This is a genomic window from Paraburkholderia fungorum (genome assembly GCF_046027215.1).
Lineage (GTDB): Bacteria > Pseudomonadota > Gammaproteobacteria > Burkholderiales > Burkholderiaceae > Paraburkholderia > Paraburkholderia fungorum_D.
Genome location: NZ_JAQQEN010000001.1, coordinates 783,133 through 800,851, shown reverse-complemented (window position 1 = coordinate 800,851; position 17,719 = coordinate 783,133). Strand labels below are relative to the sequence as shown.

The following is a 17,719-nucleotide window of genomic DNA, read 5'->3' as shown; positions in this document are numbered from 1 at the left end:
TCCGTCACTGCTGCTGCCAACCGACCGTGACATACGCACCACGCCGCGGTGAGTTATACGAGTAGGCCGTTTCATAGTCCTTGTTCAACAGGTTCTGGATTTGCGCCGCCACGTACCACGCCTTCGTGAAGTTATAGCGTGCCGACAGATTCACTACGCCGTAGCCACCCAGTGTGCCGCTGCTATCGTCGCGCGCGCCACTGACGATCCACTCGCCGCCGACGCGCCACCCCGCGATGCTGCGATTCACTGTTAGTGAAGCGAAGCGCCGCGCACGCCGCACGAGGTCGACGTCATTGTCGAGATCGACGGGATTTTGCAGCGTGAATGACGCACGCACATCCGTCTTGCCGACATGGCCGCTCCACGATCCCTCGAGCCCCTGCACCTTCGCGTGCCCGACGTTCTCCGCGAGAAAGACGCCCGGCGCGACCTGCGGATAATCGATCAGATTCGAATAGCGCGTCTGGAACGCAGTCAGACGCATCACGCCGAGCGCGTTGGACGCGTATTGCAATGCCGCTTCGATCGAATGGCTGCGCTCAGGCTGGATCGACGGATTGCCGCTGAACGGATAGTACAGATCGTCGAAGCTCGGTGCACGAAACGAATCCGAGTAGCTTGCAGTCGCCTTCCAATGCTCGGTGATGTCGAAACCGTAGCCGAGATAGTAACTGTTCGCCCCGCCGAAATCGGAATACTGGTCGCGCCTCAGGTTGGCCTGAATCTGATTGCGCCCAAAGCGCCCCGTATAGCCGATGAAGCCTGAATCCACATGCCGGTCGGGCGCCGCAAACGTATCCGAGTCGAGGCTCTGGTCGAGATGCTCGTAACCGATCTGCAGCTTCTGCTGCGCGGCGATGGCGAAATCGTTCTGCCATGTGTACTGGCGATTGTCCGTATCGAAGCGGCCGTTGTAGATGCCGTTGGTGTTCGATACGCTGCGATCGTCGCCTTCGGCGACAACGAAGTGTGTGGTCCACCAGTCGGTCAGCTTGCCATTCGCGAACACCGACACCTGGCGCACTTTGCTGTACAGGTTGTTCAGATCGGTCGGCACACCGTACGCGTTGTCGTAACTATTGTTGCCGTTCGACTGCAGATAGCTGACGCCGGCATCCCACTTCTCATTGAACTTGTGACGCAGAGAAGCCGAGATGCTCTCGTTCAGATAGCCGTTCGCATTCGGATTGGCCTGCGGCGCTTGCGCCGGATTGAGCGATGAGAAGCCATCGTCTTTCGAGCGCGCGAGTGTGATGCTGAAGGTGGTGTTGCCGTCTTTGTCCAGCGCGCCGTTCACGCCGGCCTGCTGCGTCTGCGTGTGATAGCTGCCGTAGCCGACGGAGAAATTGAAGCGCGGCGGATGATCGCCACCGTCCTTCGTGAACACCTGCACCACGCCGCCGATCGCGCCCGAACCATATAACGCCGACACGTTGCCGTTCACAACTTCAACGTGATCGATCTGGTCGAGCGGAATCTGCGCGAGTTGCGGCGCGCCGAGACTCACCGAATCGACCCGCACGCCGTCAATTAGCAGCAACGATTGTGTCGCCGACGCGCCGCGCAGGAACAGGCTGGCCGTCGAACCAGGGCCACCGGTGCGCGAAATCTGCGCACCGGGCGCGAGTTGCAGCAGGCCGGGTAGATCGGTCGCGGTCGTGTCGGCGATGTCCTGCTGATCGAATAGCGCGGTCTGCGGGATCGCATCGGCGAGCGGTTGTGGTCCGCGCTCCGCGGTAACGACGACGGGTGACAACACCGTCGGCGATGCATCGTCCGCGCCGGCATCCGGTGCCGGAGAAGAAGATGATGACGATGAAGATGAAGCGGCAGCCTGAGCATGCACGACGAGCGGCAGGCCCGCACAAGCGAGCAACGCCGCGCGGGCGAAGGGGGACAGCATGAGGTGACGGTCCTGTGGATAGCGTGCGCGGCCCGCTTCCCCGCAGGCCGATGCGTAACGAGGCGCTCGCGCTTTTTTATGGATTTGCGCGGGATCTCCCTCTCCCTCTGGCCGGTATCCGGGCTGACGACACATCGATCCCGCCTTCCCACGCGTGACGCGCAGTGGCACACTCGCGTGTTGAACTCAAACACGCGATCAGGATCGACCTGCATGACGAATGCGGTCGCTTACCGTTGCGGGGGCAGCGCAGGTTGGCGTGTTCTGTGGAACATTGCGCCCTGCTTCCCGTTTAACTGCGCGCACTGTCGAACAGCACGCGCGGGCACCAAAGTGCGGCCAGTTTAGGAGCGACCCCGAAGGTCGTCAAGAATGTTCAAACCATGCCGTTGAATGCAGGTTATTGTCCGATGCGTGAGTGCTTTTTCATCATATGGTCGGTCAAACCCTGCATAAAGCGATGTTGTTACGTCTCGAAACGAGACAATTGTCGGAACCTGCGATATTCCGCGCTAAAATGCGATGTCTTTAGAGGACGCAGCACATGCTCACCGAACTCGAAACACTTTCACAGAATATCGGCAAGCTGATCGCGATCAGTCAGCGCCACAATGAGGCGCGGGTCGCGCTCGAAGAGCAACTCGCACAATCGCGCGCCGATGCGGAGGCCACGCGTACCGAACTCGCGTTGCTGCGCGAGGAACGCAATGCGCTGCAAGCGGAACGCGACGCGCTGTCGGCAAAGATCGACGACGCGCAGGTCCGCCTGAATGCGATCCTCGAAAAATTGCCGCGGGCTCGCGCGCATAGCGAGCCGGACAATCAACTCGATCTGCTCGAGGCCGCGCCGCATGAGGTCGAAACGGAGAGCGACGCCACCCGCCACGGAGAAAATGCATGACCACGAAGCAGATCGAAGTATCGATTCTCGGCGTGCCCTACCGGCTCGCCTGCTCGCCGGAAACGGAAGGCGCGCTGCTTGAAGCGGTCGCGCGCGTGGACGCTGAAATGTCGAAGATCCGCAACAACAGCAACGTGCGCGGCACGGATCGTATTGCTGTCATGGCTGCGCTGTCGCTGGCATCAGAACTGCTTAAGCTACAAACGAGTGTGCGGCACGGTGAAGCATTTCCCGCTGAGGAAATCCGGCGTACAATGCATCAAATGAACGAACAACTAGGTACTGTGATTCAGCAGTACAGCATGCAATAATGATTGTGTGGCCGGTCCTGAGACCGGCTGCGAATTCAACCGAAGTGCGTAAGCGAAAGACTTGGCAAACGTTTGAATTCAATCGGTTTAGCTTCCCTGCCTGGTTCGCCAAGGTCATATATTCCTTGAACCAATGCCATGTGCACGGTTGTGGAAATTTGTAGCACGGGTGTGCGCGTCACTCTGTCTGATGTACCCGAAGTGCTGCTAACTGCGACCAATTCTGAACCCCCGGTTCAGGATGCCGGCCTAGCGGCTAAGGCGGGGACCTTATTTAGAACGGCATCGGACTCTGGTTCGATGCCGTTTTTCTTTGGGTCTCACGTTCTCTCAGGCTCCTTTCGCAACTTCACCTTCTCAACGTTCAATTCGATTCATGCGCTACTGGCTAATGAAGTCCGAACCGGACGAAGCAAGCATCGACCATCTCGCCCACGCACCGCACCGCACGTTGCCCTGGACGGGTGTGCGTAACTATCAGGCACGCAACTTCATGCGCGACATGATGCAGGTCGGCGATGGCGTGCTCTTCTATCACTCGAGCTGTCCCGAGCCCGGCATTGCGGGCATTGCCGAGGTGTCATCCACGGCCTATCCCGATCCCACGCAATTCGACAAGAAGAGTCCCTACTATGACCCGAAGTCGTCGCAGGAAACGCCACGCTGGCTGCTCGTCGACGTGGTGTTCAGAAAGAAGATTCCGCTGATTCCGCTTGCCGCGTTGCGCGAACATGAAGAACTGCAGGATATGCGCGTGCTCGCCAGAGGCAATCGTTTGTCGATTACGCCAGTGACCGAAGCCGAATGGCGCTTCATCACGAAGCGGCTGGTTTGACGCGATAGTCAAACGTAGCCGAACGCGGGTCTCAGTGTCGCTGCGTTGTGCGTGGCTCAGCAGAGCATGCACAGCCGAGCGCAAACGTTTAAGCGAACGTCAAATTGGGGAACCAAGCGCAGGTTACAAGCGCCTAACGGACTCGCAAACGCCGTGCCTGTTACACGGCGTTTGCCCCCAATCGTGCACAACCTGTTCCAGCAAGGAGTTCAAGAATGACAAAAAACACCGCACGCGCGCTCGCTCTCGCTCTCGTGTGCGTCGCACCTGCCGCGCTCACGCTCTCGCCGGCCGTAGCCCGCGCGCAGGGTGTGGCGCAATATCAGCCCGCCGGCGTGCTGTCGCTGAACGCACAGGCTAGCGTGGAAGTACCGCAGGACGTCGTCGATATCACGCTGTTTTACGAGCAGGAAGCAAGCGACCCGTCGGCGCTCACGTCAACGCTGAATCAACGTGCGGACGCAGCGCTGCAAAAAGCCAAGGGCGTCAATGGCGTGACCGCCCGCACAGGTTCGTTCTCGATCTATCCGTCTACTGATCGCGACGGCCGCATTTCAGCATGGCGCGGCCGTACGGAAATCGTGCTCGAATCGCATGACTTCGCCGCGGCGTCGAAACTCGCGGGGCAGATGGCATCGATCATGCAGGTGGGCAACGTGCAGTTCTCGCTGTCGCCGGAAGCGCAACGCGCCGCGGAACAGAAGCTCACCGGCGAAGCGATCAAGTCGTTCCGCGAGCAGGCGTCGTCGTCGGCGCAAGCGTTCGGCTACAGCGGCTATTCGATTCGCGAGGTCAACGTCGGGCATAACGGCGTCATGCCGCGTCCCATGATGATGATGAGCGCACGCGCCATGGGCGCCGATGCAAAGGCCTCGGCGCCGGTACCGCTCGAAGGCGGCACATCCACCGTGACGGTCAACGTGTCGGGTTCGGTGCAGATGAAGTAACGCGCTTCGTCGCTCGCTGTACCCGCTGAAATGAAAAACGCCACGGCATGCCGTGGCGTTTTTCATTGGCTACGATAAATCGTAGCGTCAGTTCACGCCGACCGCCTGCGCCGGTTCACGGCGCGCACGGCGATAAGCCCACACCAGCATCACGACACCGGCGAGGATCATCGGCAGCGACAACCATTGACCCATCGAGAGGCCCATCGCCAGAAGTCCGAGGAAGTCGTCGGGCTCACGCGCGAATTCCACTGTGAAACGGGCGAGGCCGTAGCCGATCAGGAACACGGCGGAAATCGCGCCCATGGGCTTCGGTTTGCGCGAAAAGAAAAACAGCACGAAGAACAGCGCGACGCCTTCGAGCGCAATCTCATACAGTTCCGACGGATGGCGCGGCAGCATGTGATATTGCGCAAACACTTCGTTCAGATGCCATTGCGCAGCCAGTTGCGGATGCGCGGCGAACCAGGCGGCGTCGTCAGGCGCGGCGCCCGGAAACAGCATGGCCCACGGCGCAGACGGATCGGTTACACGCCCCCACAACTCGCCGTTGATGAAGTTGCCGAGGCGCCCTGCCGCGAGCCCGGTCGGCACCATCGGCGCGACGAAATCGGTGACCTGCAGCCACGAGCGCTTGCGTTGCCAGGCGAACAGCACCATTGCGAACGTCACGCCGAGAAAGCCGCCGTGAAATGACATGCCGCCTTCCCACACCTTGAAGATGTCGAGCGGATGCGCGAAGTAGAAACTCGCCTTGTAGAACAGCACATAGCCGAGCCGGCCGCCAAGAATCGTACCGAGCACGCCGTAGAACAGCATGTCGTCGATATCCTTGGCGGTCCAGCCTTGCGCGGCGACATACGGCAAACGCAGCCGCAAGCGGCCGACGACGATCGCCGCGATGAACGCGACGAGGTACATCAGTCCATACCAGCGCACAGCGAGCGGCCCCAGATGAATGGCAACGGGGTCGAAATTCGGGTGAATGAGCATCGTGTTGTTATGGGCAGTTCAGGTTCAGGAGCGAATTGGACGGTTCGGCACGCATTGCGTTCACGGCGCGCCGGCAGACGCCACACGTGGCGTCGCGAGCGGCGCCTCGACCGCGGCAGCATGCGCGCGCACGATCTCGATAAAGCCGGCCAGCACCGGGCTCACCTCCGCCGTGCGCCAGACCAGCCCGGTCTCGATCGCCGGCACCGATTCACGCAAGGGGCGGTACACGACGCCGGTGCGGCGCAGATTACGCAACGATTGCGGCACGAGTGCGACACCCATTCCGGCCGACACCAGACTGACGATCGTCTGCATCTGGATCGCCTCCTGGCCGATCCTGGGCGCCAGCCCCGCCACGCCGTAGCAATCCATAATGATGTCATAAAAGCCTGGTGCCAGACGTCTTGGGAAGATCACGAGCGGCGCATCGGCGACGTCGCTCAGGCTGACCGGCGCGTCGAGCCACTCGGTCCGCGCGTCGTCAGGGTCTCCCACGCGCGCCGCCATCTCGGACGACATCGCGATCACCAGTGGCTCGCGGGCGATCGGCAGCCATGAGAGCTGCGTGGCATGGCGCGACGGCAGCGGTGCGATGACAAGACCGGCATCGATACGCCCGGCCACGAGTTCGTCGACCTGCACGTCGCTGGTCGCCTCAGTCAGTTCGAGCCGCACGCGGGGATGGCGTGCACCGAAGTCGCGCAGCAACAGCGGCAGCAAGCCGTAATCCGCGGTCGATACGAACGCCAGCGACAGCGCGCCCGCCTCGCCGCGCGCGAGGCTTTGCGCCAACGGCCGCAGCCCCTCGGCGCTGGCCAGCAGACGTTGCACTTCGGGCAGCAGGTCGGCGCCCACCGGCGTCAATTCGACCGAGCGCTTGGTACGCGCGAACAGCTCGACGCCGAGCGTCTCCTCGAGCGCCCGGATGGCTTGCGAGAGCGGCGGCTGCGTCATGGAAAGGCGCACGGCGGCTCGCCCGAAGTGTTTTTCTTCGGCGACGGTCACGAAATAGCGCAACTGGCGCAGATCAGGAATAGCGGGCAGCATGATTAATATATTTTACGACCTATTCGCGCCTGAATAATATATTGGACATGCGATTCGCAAAACTACATCCTTGCGCCACGCGTCAGAACTACACTGACTGATGCAGACGGCAGCGACTGCCGCACCCGAATTCGCCGCACGAATCAAAACAAAACAGACTGGAGCTCCCCATGGCATACAACCGTCGTTCGAAGAACATCACGCAAGGCGTGGCGCGTTCGCCGAACCGCTCGATGTACTACGCGCTTGGCTACGAAAAAGCCGACTTCGACAAACCGATGATCGGCATCGCCAATGGCCACTCGACCATCACGCCGTGCAACGCCGGCCTGCAGCGTCTGGCCGACGCAGCGGTCGCCGCGATCAAGGGTGCCGACGCGAATCCGCAGATCTTCGGCACGCCGACGATCTCGGACGGCATGTCGATGGGCACCGAAGGCATGAAGTACTCGCTGGTGTCGCGCGAAGTCATCTCCGACTGTATCGAGACGTGCGTGCAAGGCCAGTGGATGGACGGCGTGGTCGTGATCGGCGGCTGCGACAAGAATATGCCCGGTGGCATGATCGGCATGCTGCGCACCAACGTGCCGAGCATCTACGTGTATGGCGGCACGATCCGTCCGGGCAACTGGAAGGGCACCGACCTGACCATCGTGTCGTCGTTCGAAGCAGTGGGCGAATTCACGGCAGGCCGGATGTCGCAGGAAGATTTTGAAGGGGTCGAAAAGAACGCATGCCCGTCCACGGGTTCGTGCGGCGGCATGTACACCGCCAACACCATGAGCTCATCGTTCGAAGCGCTGGGCATGTCGCTGCTGTATTCGTCGACGATGGCCAATCCGGATCAGGAAAAGGTCGACTCGGCGGCCGAATCGGCACGCGTGCTGGTCGAAGCGGTCAAGAAAGATCTGAAGCCGCGCGACATCGTCACGAAGAAGGCGATCGAAAACGCCGTGGCCGTGATCATGGCCACCGGCGGCTCGACCAATGCCGTGCTGCACTTCCTCGCGATCGCCCACGCGGCCGAGGTGGAATGGACCATCGAGGACTTCGAGCGCATGCGCAAGAAGGTGCCGGTGATCTGCAACCTGAAGCCGTCGGGCCAGTTCGTCGCGACCGATCTGCACAAGGCCGGCGGCATCCCGCAAGTCATGAAGATCCTGCTCGACGCAGGCCTCCTGCACGGCGATTGCATGACGATCACCGGCAAGACGATCGCTGAAGAACTGAAGGACGTACCGAGCAAACCGCGCGCCGATCAGCAGGTGATCTTTCCGATCGACAAGGCGCTGTACAAGGAAGGCCACCTCGCGATCCTGAAGGGCAACCTGGCCGTCGACGGCGCGGTCGCCAAGATCACCGGCCTGAAGAACCCGGTCATCACCGGCCCGGCCCGCGTGTTCGACGACGAGCAAAGTGCGCTGGAAGCGATTCTGGCCGACAGGATCGTCGCCGGCGATGTGGTCGTGCTGCGCTACCTCGGTCCGAAGGGCGGCCCCGGCATGCCGGAAATGCTCGCGCCCACGTCCGCGATCATCGGCAAGGGCCTGGGCGAAAGCGTCGGCCTCATCACCGATGGCCGTTTCTCGGGCGGCACATGGGGCATGGTGGTCGGTCACGTTGCGCCGGAAGCATTCGTGGGCGGCACGATCGCCTTCGTGCAGGAAGGCGATTCGATCACCATCGACGCGCACAAGCTGCTCCTGCAACTGAACATCGACGACGCCGAACTGGAACGCCGCCGCGCCGCATGGCAGGCACCGAAGCCGCGTTACACGCGCGGCGTGCTGGCGAAGTACTCCGCGCTGGCGCTGCCGGCCAACAAAGGCGCGGTGACGGGCTAAACGCTGGCGCGCACGCCGGGTTCGTCCCGACTCGCGGCGACCCGGTGCAGTGCTCGAAGCGTGCGTCATGTACTACGTAAAAGCGCAAAGGGGCGCACGGAAAACCGTGTGCCCCTTTCCTTTTATAATGCGTGCACCACGAGTCGGGCACCCGCCCCGACGGAGACCAGAATGAAATCAATGTCGTATGCAGCACTTGCGGTAGCCAGTGTGCTGGGCGTTGCTTTGAGCGCCGGCAGCGTGCCGGTGCATGCGGAGGCTTCGGCCGGCCTTGCGCTTGCCCAGCAGCAGAACTGCATGAGCTGCCACTCGGTGACGCGCCAATTCATGGGCCCGGCTTTGCATGACGTCGCCGCGAAATACGCCGCGCGCGAAGACGCCGCAACCTATCTGAAGCGCAAGATTCTGGATGGCAGCACAGGTGTGTGGGGACCGGTACCGATGCCCGCGAATACGCAACTCACGCCTGATCAGGCGGCCACGCTCGCGAGCTGGGTGTTGACGCTCAAATAAAGCCTGCACGAAAGGCGCCTTTGATCAGGCCGCCCTCCTACTCGATCAGCTGCGGCCCTGGCGCCGTGCGATCTCTTCTTCAACCGCTTCCCGCACCCAGCCGGTCATTTCGGTTTCCAGCGCCAACGCGACTTCGCGCGTGATCTGATTGACGAGCCATGCAGTGTGATCCTGCAAGGCATCGCGGCAGCGCGCTTCGATGATCCCACGTCCTTCTCCCGTCAGGAAACCGGCAAACCGGCCGCGCAGACGCTCGGCGATCCCATCGGCATCGAGGCTGGAGTGGGCCGACGCGGACGCTCCGTGCGTGAGATCCGGCGGCACGATCGTGCCTGCCTCGACGGGCGCGTGCGGTTCGGCCCGATCGAACACCCCTGCTGACGGCGCAAACGCCGGCTCATGCGCGTGCCGCGCGTCGGCATGCGGATGGTGGGACTTCGAGCGTTTCTTCGGATGCGCCGGCTCTGGCGCATGCACCGGTTCCTGCGCGAAGGCAGGTTCCTGCGCGCTCACGGGGTCGGGCACCGGCTGTGCCGCTGGCGCAGCCGCGCCGTCAGGCGCAAGGCGCGCCTGGGCAGGGTCGCCCGGTACTAGAACCTCGTGCAGGACCGGGATCGAACTATCGTTGGGATCGGACACGTGCACCCTCCGGGTTGGGGTCGAAGCTGAAGCGGGCCGCGCCCACGTCGAATCCGGCACACCAGGAAACAACGCGACGCAGCGGCACGAGGCCTAACCGCCTTGCTTGTAGTTGTTCAAAGCATAGCCGCGATCGCGATAGAAACGATAGCGTTCGCGGCCCGCAGCGAGTTCGTCGTGTGCGTTACCGACCACTTCGAGCAATCTTTCGAAACGCGCGAACTGGGCCGGCACGGTGGCGCCGAGATTGAGCAGCACCTGATGGTGCGGCACATCGTCGAGGTTGGACGCCAGCACGATTGGCGTCTGCGCGGCGAGCGGCGTACCCGCCATGCAGTGCGGCACGAAGTCGAGCGGCGAGAACGTCCACAATTGTTCGTCGAATGCGCGCAGGCGCTCGGGCTCGGCCAGCACGATGGTCGGTTGGCCCGCCAGATACGCCTTGCGGATCAGGCGGCACGCATAGAGCAGCGAATCGCCGACGTTCGAGTGAAAGTCGATTCTCGTCATCGGCGATCCTGCCTTGCGTTCGCTTTACTGCAACGCGTCATTGGGTGGCGCGACCGTCCGCGGCCCGATCGATCAGGAACTGCGCGAGCAACGGCACCGGGCGGCCGGTGGCGCCCTTCGCCGCGCCGCTCTTCCATGCGGTGCCGGCGACGTCCAGGTGCGCCCACGGATACGCTTCGGTGAAGCGCGACAGGAAGCACGCCGCCGTCACGCTGCCCGCCGGACGGCCGCCGATGTTGGCGAGGTCCGCGAAGTTCGACTTGAGCTGATCCTGATACTCGTCGTCGAGCGGCATGCGCCAGGCCGGGTCGGAGGCTTCACGCGAGGCGTCGAGCAACTCGCCCGCCAGCGCGTCGTCTTTCGAGAAGAGGCCGCTGTTGTGATGGCCGAGCGCGATGATGCACGCACCCGTCAGCGTGGCGATGTCGACCACCGCCGCCGGCTTGAAGCGCTCGGCGTAGGTCAGCGCGTCGCACAGGATCAGCCGGCCTTCGGCGTCCGTGTTCAGCACTTCGATTGTCAGGCCCTTCATGCTGGTGACGATGTCGCCCGGCTTGGTGGCGGTTGCCGACGGCATGTTCTCGACCGCCGGAATGATGCCGACGACGTTGATCTTCAGACCCATTTCCGCGACGGCGCGCAACGTGCCCAGCACCGAGCCGGCGCCGCACATGTCGTACTTCATCTCGTCCATGCCCTCGCCCGGCTTGAGCGAGATGCCGCCGGTGTCGAACGTCACGCCCTTGCCGACCAGCACCACCGGCGCGGCCTTCGCGGCACCGCCCTGGTACTGCAGCACGATGAACTGTGCCGGCTCGACCGAGCCTGCCGTGACCGACAGGAACGAGCCCATCTTGAGCGCTTCGCACTGCTTTTCGCCGAGCACTTCGACCTTCAGCTTCCAGTCTTTGGCGAGCTTCCTGGCCGTGTTGGCGAGGTAAGTGGGCGTGCAGACGTTGCTCGGCAGATTGCCCAGGTCGCGCGTCAGATCCATGCCGTTGGCAAGCGCCGCGCCCTGCTTGGCGGCCAGCTTGGCGGCCTTTTCGTCGCCGGTATTGACGCTGAACACGACGCGCTTCAAGGCGCGCACCGAGTTGTCCGGCTTGCTCTTCATCTGCGTGAACCGGTAGGTCAGTTCGCGCAGCGCGAGGATCGCGGCGCGCACGCCCCAATCGGCCGAGCGCTCGACGATCGGCAACTGCGCGAGCGTGAACGTGACCTGAACGATCTTGGTGGCGAGCAATGCGCGCCAGGCGGCCCGCACGGCTTCGCCATAGGCTTTCTGGCTGAACGCGTCCTGCTTGCCGAGCCCGACCAGCAGGACCCGCGAGGCGCCGATACCGGACACTTCATGCAGGAACAGGGTGGTGCCGGCCTTGCCGTCCATGTCGCCGGCCTTGATGATGCGGGTCAGCAGGCCCTTGGTGGCCGCATCGATCTCCAGCGCGGCGCCCGAGAGCGTTTGCGACTCGAACACGCCGATTACGATGCAATCGGATTTCCCGGTCAGGAAACCGTTTGACGAGCCTTTGGTCCAATCACAGGCTTTTATGCTAAAGTCCATCGCGCTTGTCCTCGGATAAAATCTGGGCTTAGGATGAAAGCCGCAATTATCCGCTATTTTTCCCGCGGCGGCTGCACCGGAGGCGTGACGGGAACCAACCCGCGCGTCACTGAGAGCGCCCCCTCTCATCATCAATAATGATCTTCGAACGCTCCCTCCAGCGCGAACTCGCGTATACGGCTGGTGCCGTGTTCATGGTTCTCCTCACGCTCGTGCTGACGACGATGATGATCCGCATCGTCGGCTTCGCAGCCTCGGGCGAGATCGACCCGCGCGACGTGCTGGTCCTGATCGGCCTGACCGTGATCGGCTACCTGGCCATCATGCTCGTCGCGACGCTGTTCGTGTCGATCCTGTTCGTCCTGACCCGCTGGTACAAAGACTCCGAGATGGTCGTGTGGCTGTCCTCGGGCGTCAGTCTGACCCGCTTCATCAAGCCGATCGGTATTTTCGCCACGCCGATCGTGATTCTCATCATGTTCTTCGTGTTCGTCGGCTGGCCGTGGTCGAACCAGCAGAACAAGCTGATCCGCGCGCGCTTCCAGCAGCGCGACGAGGTCTCCCTGCTTGCACCGGGTCAGTTCCGCGAGTCGGCCGCCAGCCACCGGGTGTTCTTCATCGAGAAGATGTCGCCCGACCAGGCGCGCGTCGAAAACGTCTTCGTGACCAGCACCGAAAACGGCAAGGTCAACGTGGTCGTGTCGAAAACCGGCCACACTGAAACGCACAAGAACGGCGACCGCTTCGTCGTGCTGGAAAACGGCCGCCGCTATGACGGCGAGCCTGGGCACTCCGACTTCCGCATCATGGAGTTCGAGCGGTACGGCGTGAAGATCCAGAGCCAGCCGGTGGTCAACACGCCGAGCACCACCGGCACGCCCACGCTCGCGCTCCTGCGCAACCCGAGCAACGAGAACCTTGCCGAGTTCGCGTGGCGCGCGGGCTTGCCGCTGATTGCGATCAACCTGATGCTGCTGGCGATTCCGCTCGCGCACCAGAACCCGCGGCGCAGCCGCACCATCAATCTGGTGATGGCGGTCCTGATCTATCTGACCTATTCGAATCTGTTGAACGTGGTGCAGTCGTGGATCGAGCAAGGCAAGATGTCGTTCGGCGTGGGGCTCGTGGGCCTGCATATTGTGGTGGCGATCATTGTCGCGTTCATCTTCTGGCTGCGCGTGCGCAACCGGCCGCTGTTCACGCGGGCGACGTTCAGCCGTTCGCAGGGAGCCTGAGCGATGCGCATCTATGAAAAGTATTTTGCGCGTCAGGTCTACCTCACGTTCATCTTCATTCTGTTCGCGTTTTCGGGTCTGTTCTTTTTCTTCGACCTGATCAATGAACTCAACTCGGTTGGCCACGGCAACTACAAGTTCCAGTACGCGGTGCTGCGTGTCGCGCTGCAAACGCCGTCGCGCTTCTACGAAATCATTCCGGTGGCCGCGCTGATCAGCGCGATCTATGTGTTCGCGCAGATGGCGGCGAACTCCGAGTACACGATTTTCCGCGTGTCGGGTCTCGCGACCAATCAGGCGCTGCGCTCGCTGTTGAAGATCGGCATTCCGCTGGTGTTCCTGACCTACGTGATCGGCGAAGTGGTGGGTCCGTACACGGATCAACTATCGGAACGTGTGCGGCTCGAGGCGCTGGGCTCGTCGGTATCGACCAATTTCGAATCGGGCGTGTGGGTGAAGGACACGCTCACGGCCCGCGCGGATGGCGAGCAGGTGACGCGTTTTGTGAATGTTGGCGAGTTGAAGCCTGACGCGACCATCAGCAATGTGCGGATTTACGAATTCGATTCGAAGTTCCGCTTGTCCAACGTGCGGATTGCGAAGAGCGGCAAGTACCAGCCGCCGGGCCATTGGCAATTGACTGGCGTGACCGATACGCAATTGATCGACGTGCCCCCTCCTCCTGGCACCCCGGCCGACGCGTTGAACCCGGTGTACCGGGCGACGCAGGTGGCGGTGCCGGAGTACTCATTACGCTCCGAGTTGACGCCGCAGATTTTGTCGGTGTTGCTGGTGTCGCCTGACCGGATGTCGATGTTCAACCTGTTCCGCTACATCCAGCATTTGACTGAGAATCATCAGGACACCCAGCGATATGAAATTGCGCTGTGGCGCAAGCTGCTGTATCCGTTTGCGGTGTTCGTGATGCTGGTGCTGTCGTTGCCGTTTGCGTATCTGCATACGCGGGCTGGCGTGGTGGGTATGAAGGTTTTCGGCGGGATTATGCTGGGGATGAGTTTCCAGCTGTTCAACACGCTCTTCTCGCATATCGGTACGTTGAATACATGGCCTGCGCCTTTGACCGCGGCTACGCCTGGGTTGGTGTATCTGGTGCTGGGGCTAGTTGGATTGAAATGGGTTGATCGCCATTAGGAGCCTTTTTATGGCTACGCATGGGATTGTGCTGTTTGCGCATGGAGCGCGTGATGTTCGCTGGCGCGAGCCGTTTGAGAGGCTCGCTAGTAAGGTTAGCGCTGCGCGTGCTTCTGGTGGCGATGCCGGGCCGGTTTTGCTGGCGTTTCTTGAGTTGATGGAGCCGGATCTGCCCACCGCTGTGGGGCGTCTTGTCTCCGACGGGTGTGGTGCTGTCACCGTTGTGCCGGTGTTTTTTGGGCAAGGGGGGCATGTTCGGAAGGATCTACCCGAGGTGGTTGAGCACTGTCGTGGGTTGTATCCTTCTGTCAGGATTGAATGCGCTGGCGCTGTGGGTGAAGATGAGCAGGTTTTGGATGCTGTCGCTGGGTATTGCCTTCGGCAGGTTTGATTTTTTTGGTTTTTTGCCTTTGGCGGCGGCATTTCCTGGTTCTGGCTTCTTTGGCCTTTCCTTGCTTTGTTATTGGTTTATTAGCGTTCCCCCTGTGCGGGGGGCACCTACTTTTCTTTGCCGCCGCAAAGAAAAGTAGGCAAAAGAAAGCGGCTCAAACCGCCAACATTTAAGTGGGTCCCCTGGCTTGGAGGGGCTGGTGGTCCGATTAACGGATCACACCTCGGTCGGTAATCGTCAGTGACACAGCCGTCATCCGCTCCCACTCCGCACTACGTGCGTCGCGGATGGGTCCACCAGGGAAACCAGGGGCTTCGTTTGCGCGCGGTGGGGGCCATTGGCTTCACCTCGGCGAGGCGCCCAAATACACTGAGGTTTTGTGAAGTACCGCCTCGGCGCGCGCAGCGCCGCCGGAAGCATGACGGCCTGGTCACTCGCGCGGGCAGGTGCGCAGGCTCAATCTCTACGGAGCCACTACACCCTCCAAGCCAGGGGACCCGCTTAAAAGTTAGCGGTGTTGAACTGACCCCGCAAAGTTGGACAGTTTGCGTTCAGGTTTGAGAGGGCTGGGTTCTGTACATCACAGGACTCAGCCCGTTTAGTTTCAGCTTGATGCGTGTGTGGTTGTAGTAGTGAATGTATTGTCTGATGCCAGCCTTCAACTCGTCGATACTTTCAAACCTGCTCAGCCGGAAGAACTCCGCCTTGAGCGTGCCAAAGAAGCTTTCCATTGCCGCATTGTCGTAGCAGTTTGCCTTGCGCGACATGCTCTGCGTCAGGCCGTGTTGATCCAGCAGCCGTCGATAAGCAGGCATCTGGTACTGCCAGCCTTGGTCCGAATGCAGCAGCGGGGTCTCCTGAGGACCAAGCTTTGCCAGCGCTTTTTTCAGCATGCCGCTGACCAGATCGAAGACCGGTCGCGTGTTCATCTGATAAGCCACGATCTCGCCGTTATACAGATCCATGACCGGTGACAGATACAGCTTCTGCCCCAGCACGTTGAACTCCGTCACGTCCGTCACCCACTTCTGATTGGGCTGCTGTGCGCTGAACTCGCGGTTTAACAGGTTCGGCGCAATACGCCCGACTTCGCCGCGCCATGAGCGGTATTTCTTTGCGCGCACCAGCGATTTCAGTTTCAGTTGTCCCATCAGACGTTGCACCGTCTTGTGGTTCACGCTCTGGCCCGCCTGCCGGATCGCCGCCGTGATGCGCCGGTAGCCATAACGGCCCTTGTGGCGTTCATACACAGTCTTGATGCGGGTTTTGAGGTCCTTGTGCCGCTCACCGGCATCCGGCACGCTCAACTGGTAGTAGAACGTGCTGCGCGCCAGACCCGCTGCCTTGAGCAAAGCGGGCATCGGATGGTGCTGCCGGAGCTCCTGCACTATTTGCGCTTTTTCTTTTGCGCGCCCTGCTTCTTCGCCTGAAGCAGGGCATCGAGCTTTTTTAGATAGGCCACCTCCGCGCGCAGGTACTCGTTTTCCTTGAGCAACTGCTCACGCGTGCGCTTATCTGGCGCACTGACTTCGGTTGGCTTTTCAGGAACTGGCTGGGTCATTGTTTTGCGGCGCCCTCGTGGACGAGGCGCCAGTGCGTCGATACCGCCATCATGATACCGGCGTTCCCATTGCGCTATGCAGCCCGGACTGCGGATGTCGAACACCGCAGCCACCTGCCGGTATGGCAAATTCTTCTGCCACATGTGCATGAGTACCGACATCCTGAACTGCGCGTCATAGTGACTGAATTTCTTGCGCAGTCCGTCCCGTCCATGTTGCTCGTAGGCCGCAATCCAGAGCTGCAAAACCGAGCGGCTCACTCCGTACCGCTTTGCAAGTACCTCGACACCAGCCGAACCGGTCACGTACTGCTTCACCAGTTTCAGCTTTAACTGCTCACTGTACTTGGCCATGAAAAACACCCCAAAGGTTGGATCGGTGTCCAACTTTTGGGGTGCAGTTCATGTGAGCCGCTTTCTTTTGCCTACTTTTCTTTGCGGCGGCAAAGAAAAGTAGGTGCCCCCCCGCACAGGGGGAACGCTAATAAACCAATAAGAATAGAAACAACCAACGCCGTAGGCACAAGGAAAATGCCGCCGCCAAAGGCAAAAAAGACCCGCCTAAGCAGCCACCAAAAGCCCACCCGCGGAGCGGCCAACACCCTGCTGCCGAGCAGCAAAAGCCTCCCCGATCATCAACAAACTAGGCTGCGAAGCATCAACCCACACCTGCGCCGCGCCAGCGGCCAACTCGTCAAGCGTGAGCGTTAGCACCCGCTCCCGCTTGGTACTACAAGCCTCAACAATCGCCACCGGCGTAGACCCAGATTTCCCAGCATCAATCAACTGCTGCCCAATCTCGACCCCACTATCGCGGCCCATATAGAACACCAGCGAATCCGCATTAACCTGCTCGCGAATCTCCTCTGACCCCGGCGCACGGCTAAAAGTCGCCAACGCAACACTGCGTGAAACCCCACGCAAAGTCAAAGACCGCTTCAACGAAGCAGCACTAGCCAGCGCAGCCGTAATCCCAGGCACAACCTCATACTCGATGCCCGCGGCCTCAAGCGCCCGCATCTCCTCATCGGCACGCCCGAATAACATCGGATCGCCACCCTTCAGGCGCACCACCACGTCGTGCTCCAACGCGGCATCAACGATCTGCTTGTTGATGAACTGCTGCGCAGTGGAAAGCTGTCCACATCGCTTACCCACGGCAATCCGCCGTGCATGCGATGGCGCATAGTCGAGCATCGCCGGCTCGACCAACGCATCGTGCAGCACCACATCAGCGGCGCCCAGTAGCCGCGCCCCGCGTACCGTGATGAGGTCCGCGGCGCCCGGCCCTGCGCCGATCAGATAAACCTTGCCCATTTGCATCAACCTGTTCGTGAAGACGCGTGCGGTGCTCCGCCGCGCGCCGT

18 protein-coding genes, 1 other RNA gene and 1 riboswitch are annotated in these 17,719 nt (G+C 61.3%); of the genes, 11 read left to right on the top strand and 8 right to left on the bottom strand.

Annotated features, from left to right (window positions below; all coding sequences use genetic code 11):
• Positions 1 to 4 precede the first annotated feature (4 nt).
• Complete coding sequence (locus tag PQR27_RS03595) at positions 5 to 1,906, bottom strand: TonB-dependent receptor domain-containing protein (protein WP_408522344.1); 1,902 nt, start codon at positions 1,904 to 1,906, stop codon at positions 5 to 7.
• 92 nt (positions 1,907 to 1,998) lie between these two features.
• Positions 1,999 to 2,254: riboswitch (cobalamin riboswitch) on the bottom strand.
• Between the two features lie 196 nt (positions 2,255 to 2,450).
• Between PQR27_RS03595 and PQR27_RS03590 the strand changes: the two genes are divergently transcribed.
• The 5 genes from PQR27_RS03590 to PQR27_RS03570 all read left to right on the top strand — a co-directional run bounded on the left by PQR27_RS03590 (position 2,451) and on the right by PQR27_RS03570 (position 4,900).
• A complete protein-coding gene (locus PQR27_RS03590) occupies positions 2,451 to 2,807 on the top strand; it encodes an ATPase (protein WP_408522343.1) in 357 nt (118 codons plus the stop codon).
• Positions 2,804 to 3,118, top strand: a complete 315-nt coding sequence (locus tag PQR27_RS03585) for a cell division protein ZapA (RefSeq protein WP_064269037.1) — start codon at positions 2,804 to 2,806, stop codon at positions 3,116 to 3,118. The genes PQR27_RS03590 and PQR27_RS03585 overlap by 4 nt, the downstream gene beginning before the upstream one ends.
• A gap of 90 nt (positions 3,119 to 3,208) precedes the next feature.
• Positions 3,209 to 3,390: non-coding RNA, 6S RNA (ssrS, locus tag PQR27_RS03580), on the top strand.
• A 104-nt stretch (positions 3,391 to 3,494) separates the two neighbouring features.
• On the top strand, positions 3,495 to 3,953 hold the full coding sequence (locus tag PQR27_RS03575) for an EVE domain-containing protein (RefSeq protein ID WP_408522342.1): 459 nt from the start codon (positions 3,495 to 3,497) through the stop codon (positions 3,951 to 3,953).
• Positions 3,954 to 4,168: 215 nt separating this feature from the next.
• Positions 4,169 to 4,900, top strand: coding sequence for an SIMPL domain-containing protein (locus tag PQR27_RS03570; RefSeq protein WP_408522341.1), 732 nt, complete (start codon positions 4,169 to 4,171; stop codon positions 4,898 to 4,900).
• An 87-nt stretch (positions 4,901 to 4,987) separates the two neighbouring features.
• Here PQR27_RS03570 and lgt read toward each other — a convergent pair whose 3' ends face one another.
• Both lgt and PQR27_RS03560 read right to left on the bottom strand, forming a co-directional pair.
• On the bottom strand, positions 4,988 to 5,893 hold the full coding sequence (gene lgt / locus PQR27_RS03565) for a prolipoprotein diacylglyceryl transferase (RefSeq protein ID WP_408522340.1): 906 nt from the start codon (positions 5,891 to 5,893) through the stop codon (positions 4,988 to 4,990).
• 60 nt (positions 5,894 to 5,953) lie between these two features.
• On the bottom strand, positions 5,954 to 6,943 hold the full coding sequence (locus tag PQR27_RS03560) for a LysR family transcriptional regulator (RefSeq protein WP_408522339.1): 990 nt from the start codon (positions 6,941 to 6,943) through the stop codon (positions 5,954 to 5,956).
• Positions 6,944 to 7,113: 170 nt separating this feature from the next.
• Between PQR27_RS03560 and ilvD the strand changes: the two genes are divergently transcribed.
• Entirely contained in the window at positions 7,114 to 8,787 is a 1,674-nt protein-coding gene (gene ilvD, locus PQR27_RS03555; RefSeq protein WP_408522338.1) for a dihydroxy-acid dehydratase, read from the top strand.
• A 171-nt stretch (positions 8,788 to 8,958) separates the two neighbouring features.
• On the top strand, positions 8,959 to 9,300 hold the full coding sequence (locus PQR27_RS03550; RefSeq protein WP_408522337.1) for a c-type cytochrome: 342 nt from the start codon (positions 8,959 to 8,961) through the stop codon (positions 9,298 to 9,300).
• Positions 9,301 to 9,345: 45 nt separating this feature from the next.
• Here PQR27_RS03550 and PQR27_RS03545 read toward each other — a convergent pair whose 3' ends face one another.
• From PQR27_RS03545 to PQR27_RS03535, 3 genes are all read right to left on the bottom strand, one after another.
• Positions 9,346 to 9,939, bottom strand: coding sequence for a DUF2486 family protein (locus PQR27_RS03545; protein WP_408522336.1), 594 nt, complete (start codon positions 9,937 to 9,939; stop codon positions 9,346 to 9,348).
• 93 nt (positions 9,940 to 10,032) lie between these two features.
• Entirely contained in the window at positions 10,033 to 10,449 is a 417-nt protein-coding gene (locus PQR27_RS03540) for a DNA polymerase III subunit chi (RefSeq protein WP_408522335.1), read from the bottom strand.
• A gap of 37 nt (positions 10,450 to 10,486) precedes the next feature.
• On the bottom strand, positions 10,487 to 12,013 hold the full coding sequence (locus PQR27_RS03535) for a leucyl aminopeptidase (protein WP_408522334.1): 1,527 nt from the start codon (positions 12,011 to 12,013) through the stop codon (positions 10,487 to 10,489).
• Positions 12,014 to 12,150: 137 nt separating this feature from the next.
• Here PQR27_RS03535 and lptF point away from each other — a divergent pair, with 137 nt between their 5' ends.
• Genes lptF through PQR27_RS03515 form a run of 4 tightly spaced genes read left to right on the top strand, consistent with a single transcriptional unit; the run spans position 12,151 to position 14,930 of the window.
• A complete protein-coding gene (gene lptF / locus PQR27_RS03530) occupies positions 12,151 to 13,248 on the top strand; it encodes an LPS export ABC transporter permease LptF (protein ID WP_408522333.1) in 1,098 nt (365 codons plus the stop codon).
• Positions 13,249 to 13,251: 3 nt separating this feature from the next.
• A complete protein-coding gene (gene lptG / locus PQR27_RS03525; protein WP_408522332.1) occupies positions 13,252 to 14,400 on the top strand; it encodes an LPS export ABC transporter permease LptG in 1,149 nt (382 codons plus the stop codon).
• A gap of 10 nt (positions 14,401 to 14,410) precedes the next feature.
• Positions 14,411 to 14,791, top strand: a complete 381-nt coding sequence (locus PQR27_RS03520; RefSeq protein ID WP_408522331.1) for a sirohydrochlorin chelatase — start codon at positions 14,411 to 14,413, stop codon at positions 14,789 to 14,791.
• Complete coding sequence (locus tag PQR27_RS03515) at positions 14,679 to 14,930, top strand: hypothetical protein (protein ID WP_408525531.1); 252 nt, start codon at positions 14,679 to 14,681, stop codon at positions 14,928 to 14,930. Before PQR27_RS03520 ends, PQR27_RS03515 begins: the two co-directional genes overlap by 113 nt.
• A gap of 412 nt (positions 14,931 to 15,342) precedes the next feature.
• Here the strand turns inward: PQR27_RS03515 and PQR27_RS03510 are convergent.
• Together PQR27_RS03510 and cobA are read right to left on the bottom strand one after the other, a co-directional pair.
• A protein-coding gene (locus tag PQR27_RS03510; RefSeq protein WP_408522330.1) for an IS3 family transposase occupies positions 15,343 to 16,706 on the bottom strand; the annotation gives its coding sequence in 2 pieces (ribosomal slippage) (positions 15,343 to 16,244 and positions 16,244 to 16,706; 1,365 coding nt in all).
• A 207-nt stretch (positions 16,707 to 16,913) separates the two neighbouring features.
• Positions 16,914 to 17,669, bottom strand: a complete 756-nt coding sequence (gene cobA, locus PQR27_RS03505) for a uroporphyrinogen-III C-methyltransferase (protein ID WP_408525393.1) — start codon at positions 17,667 to 17,669, stop codon at positions 16,914 to 16,916.
• Positions 17,670 to 17,719: the final 50 nt, after the last annotated feature.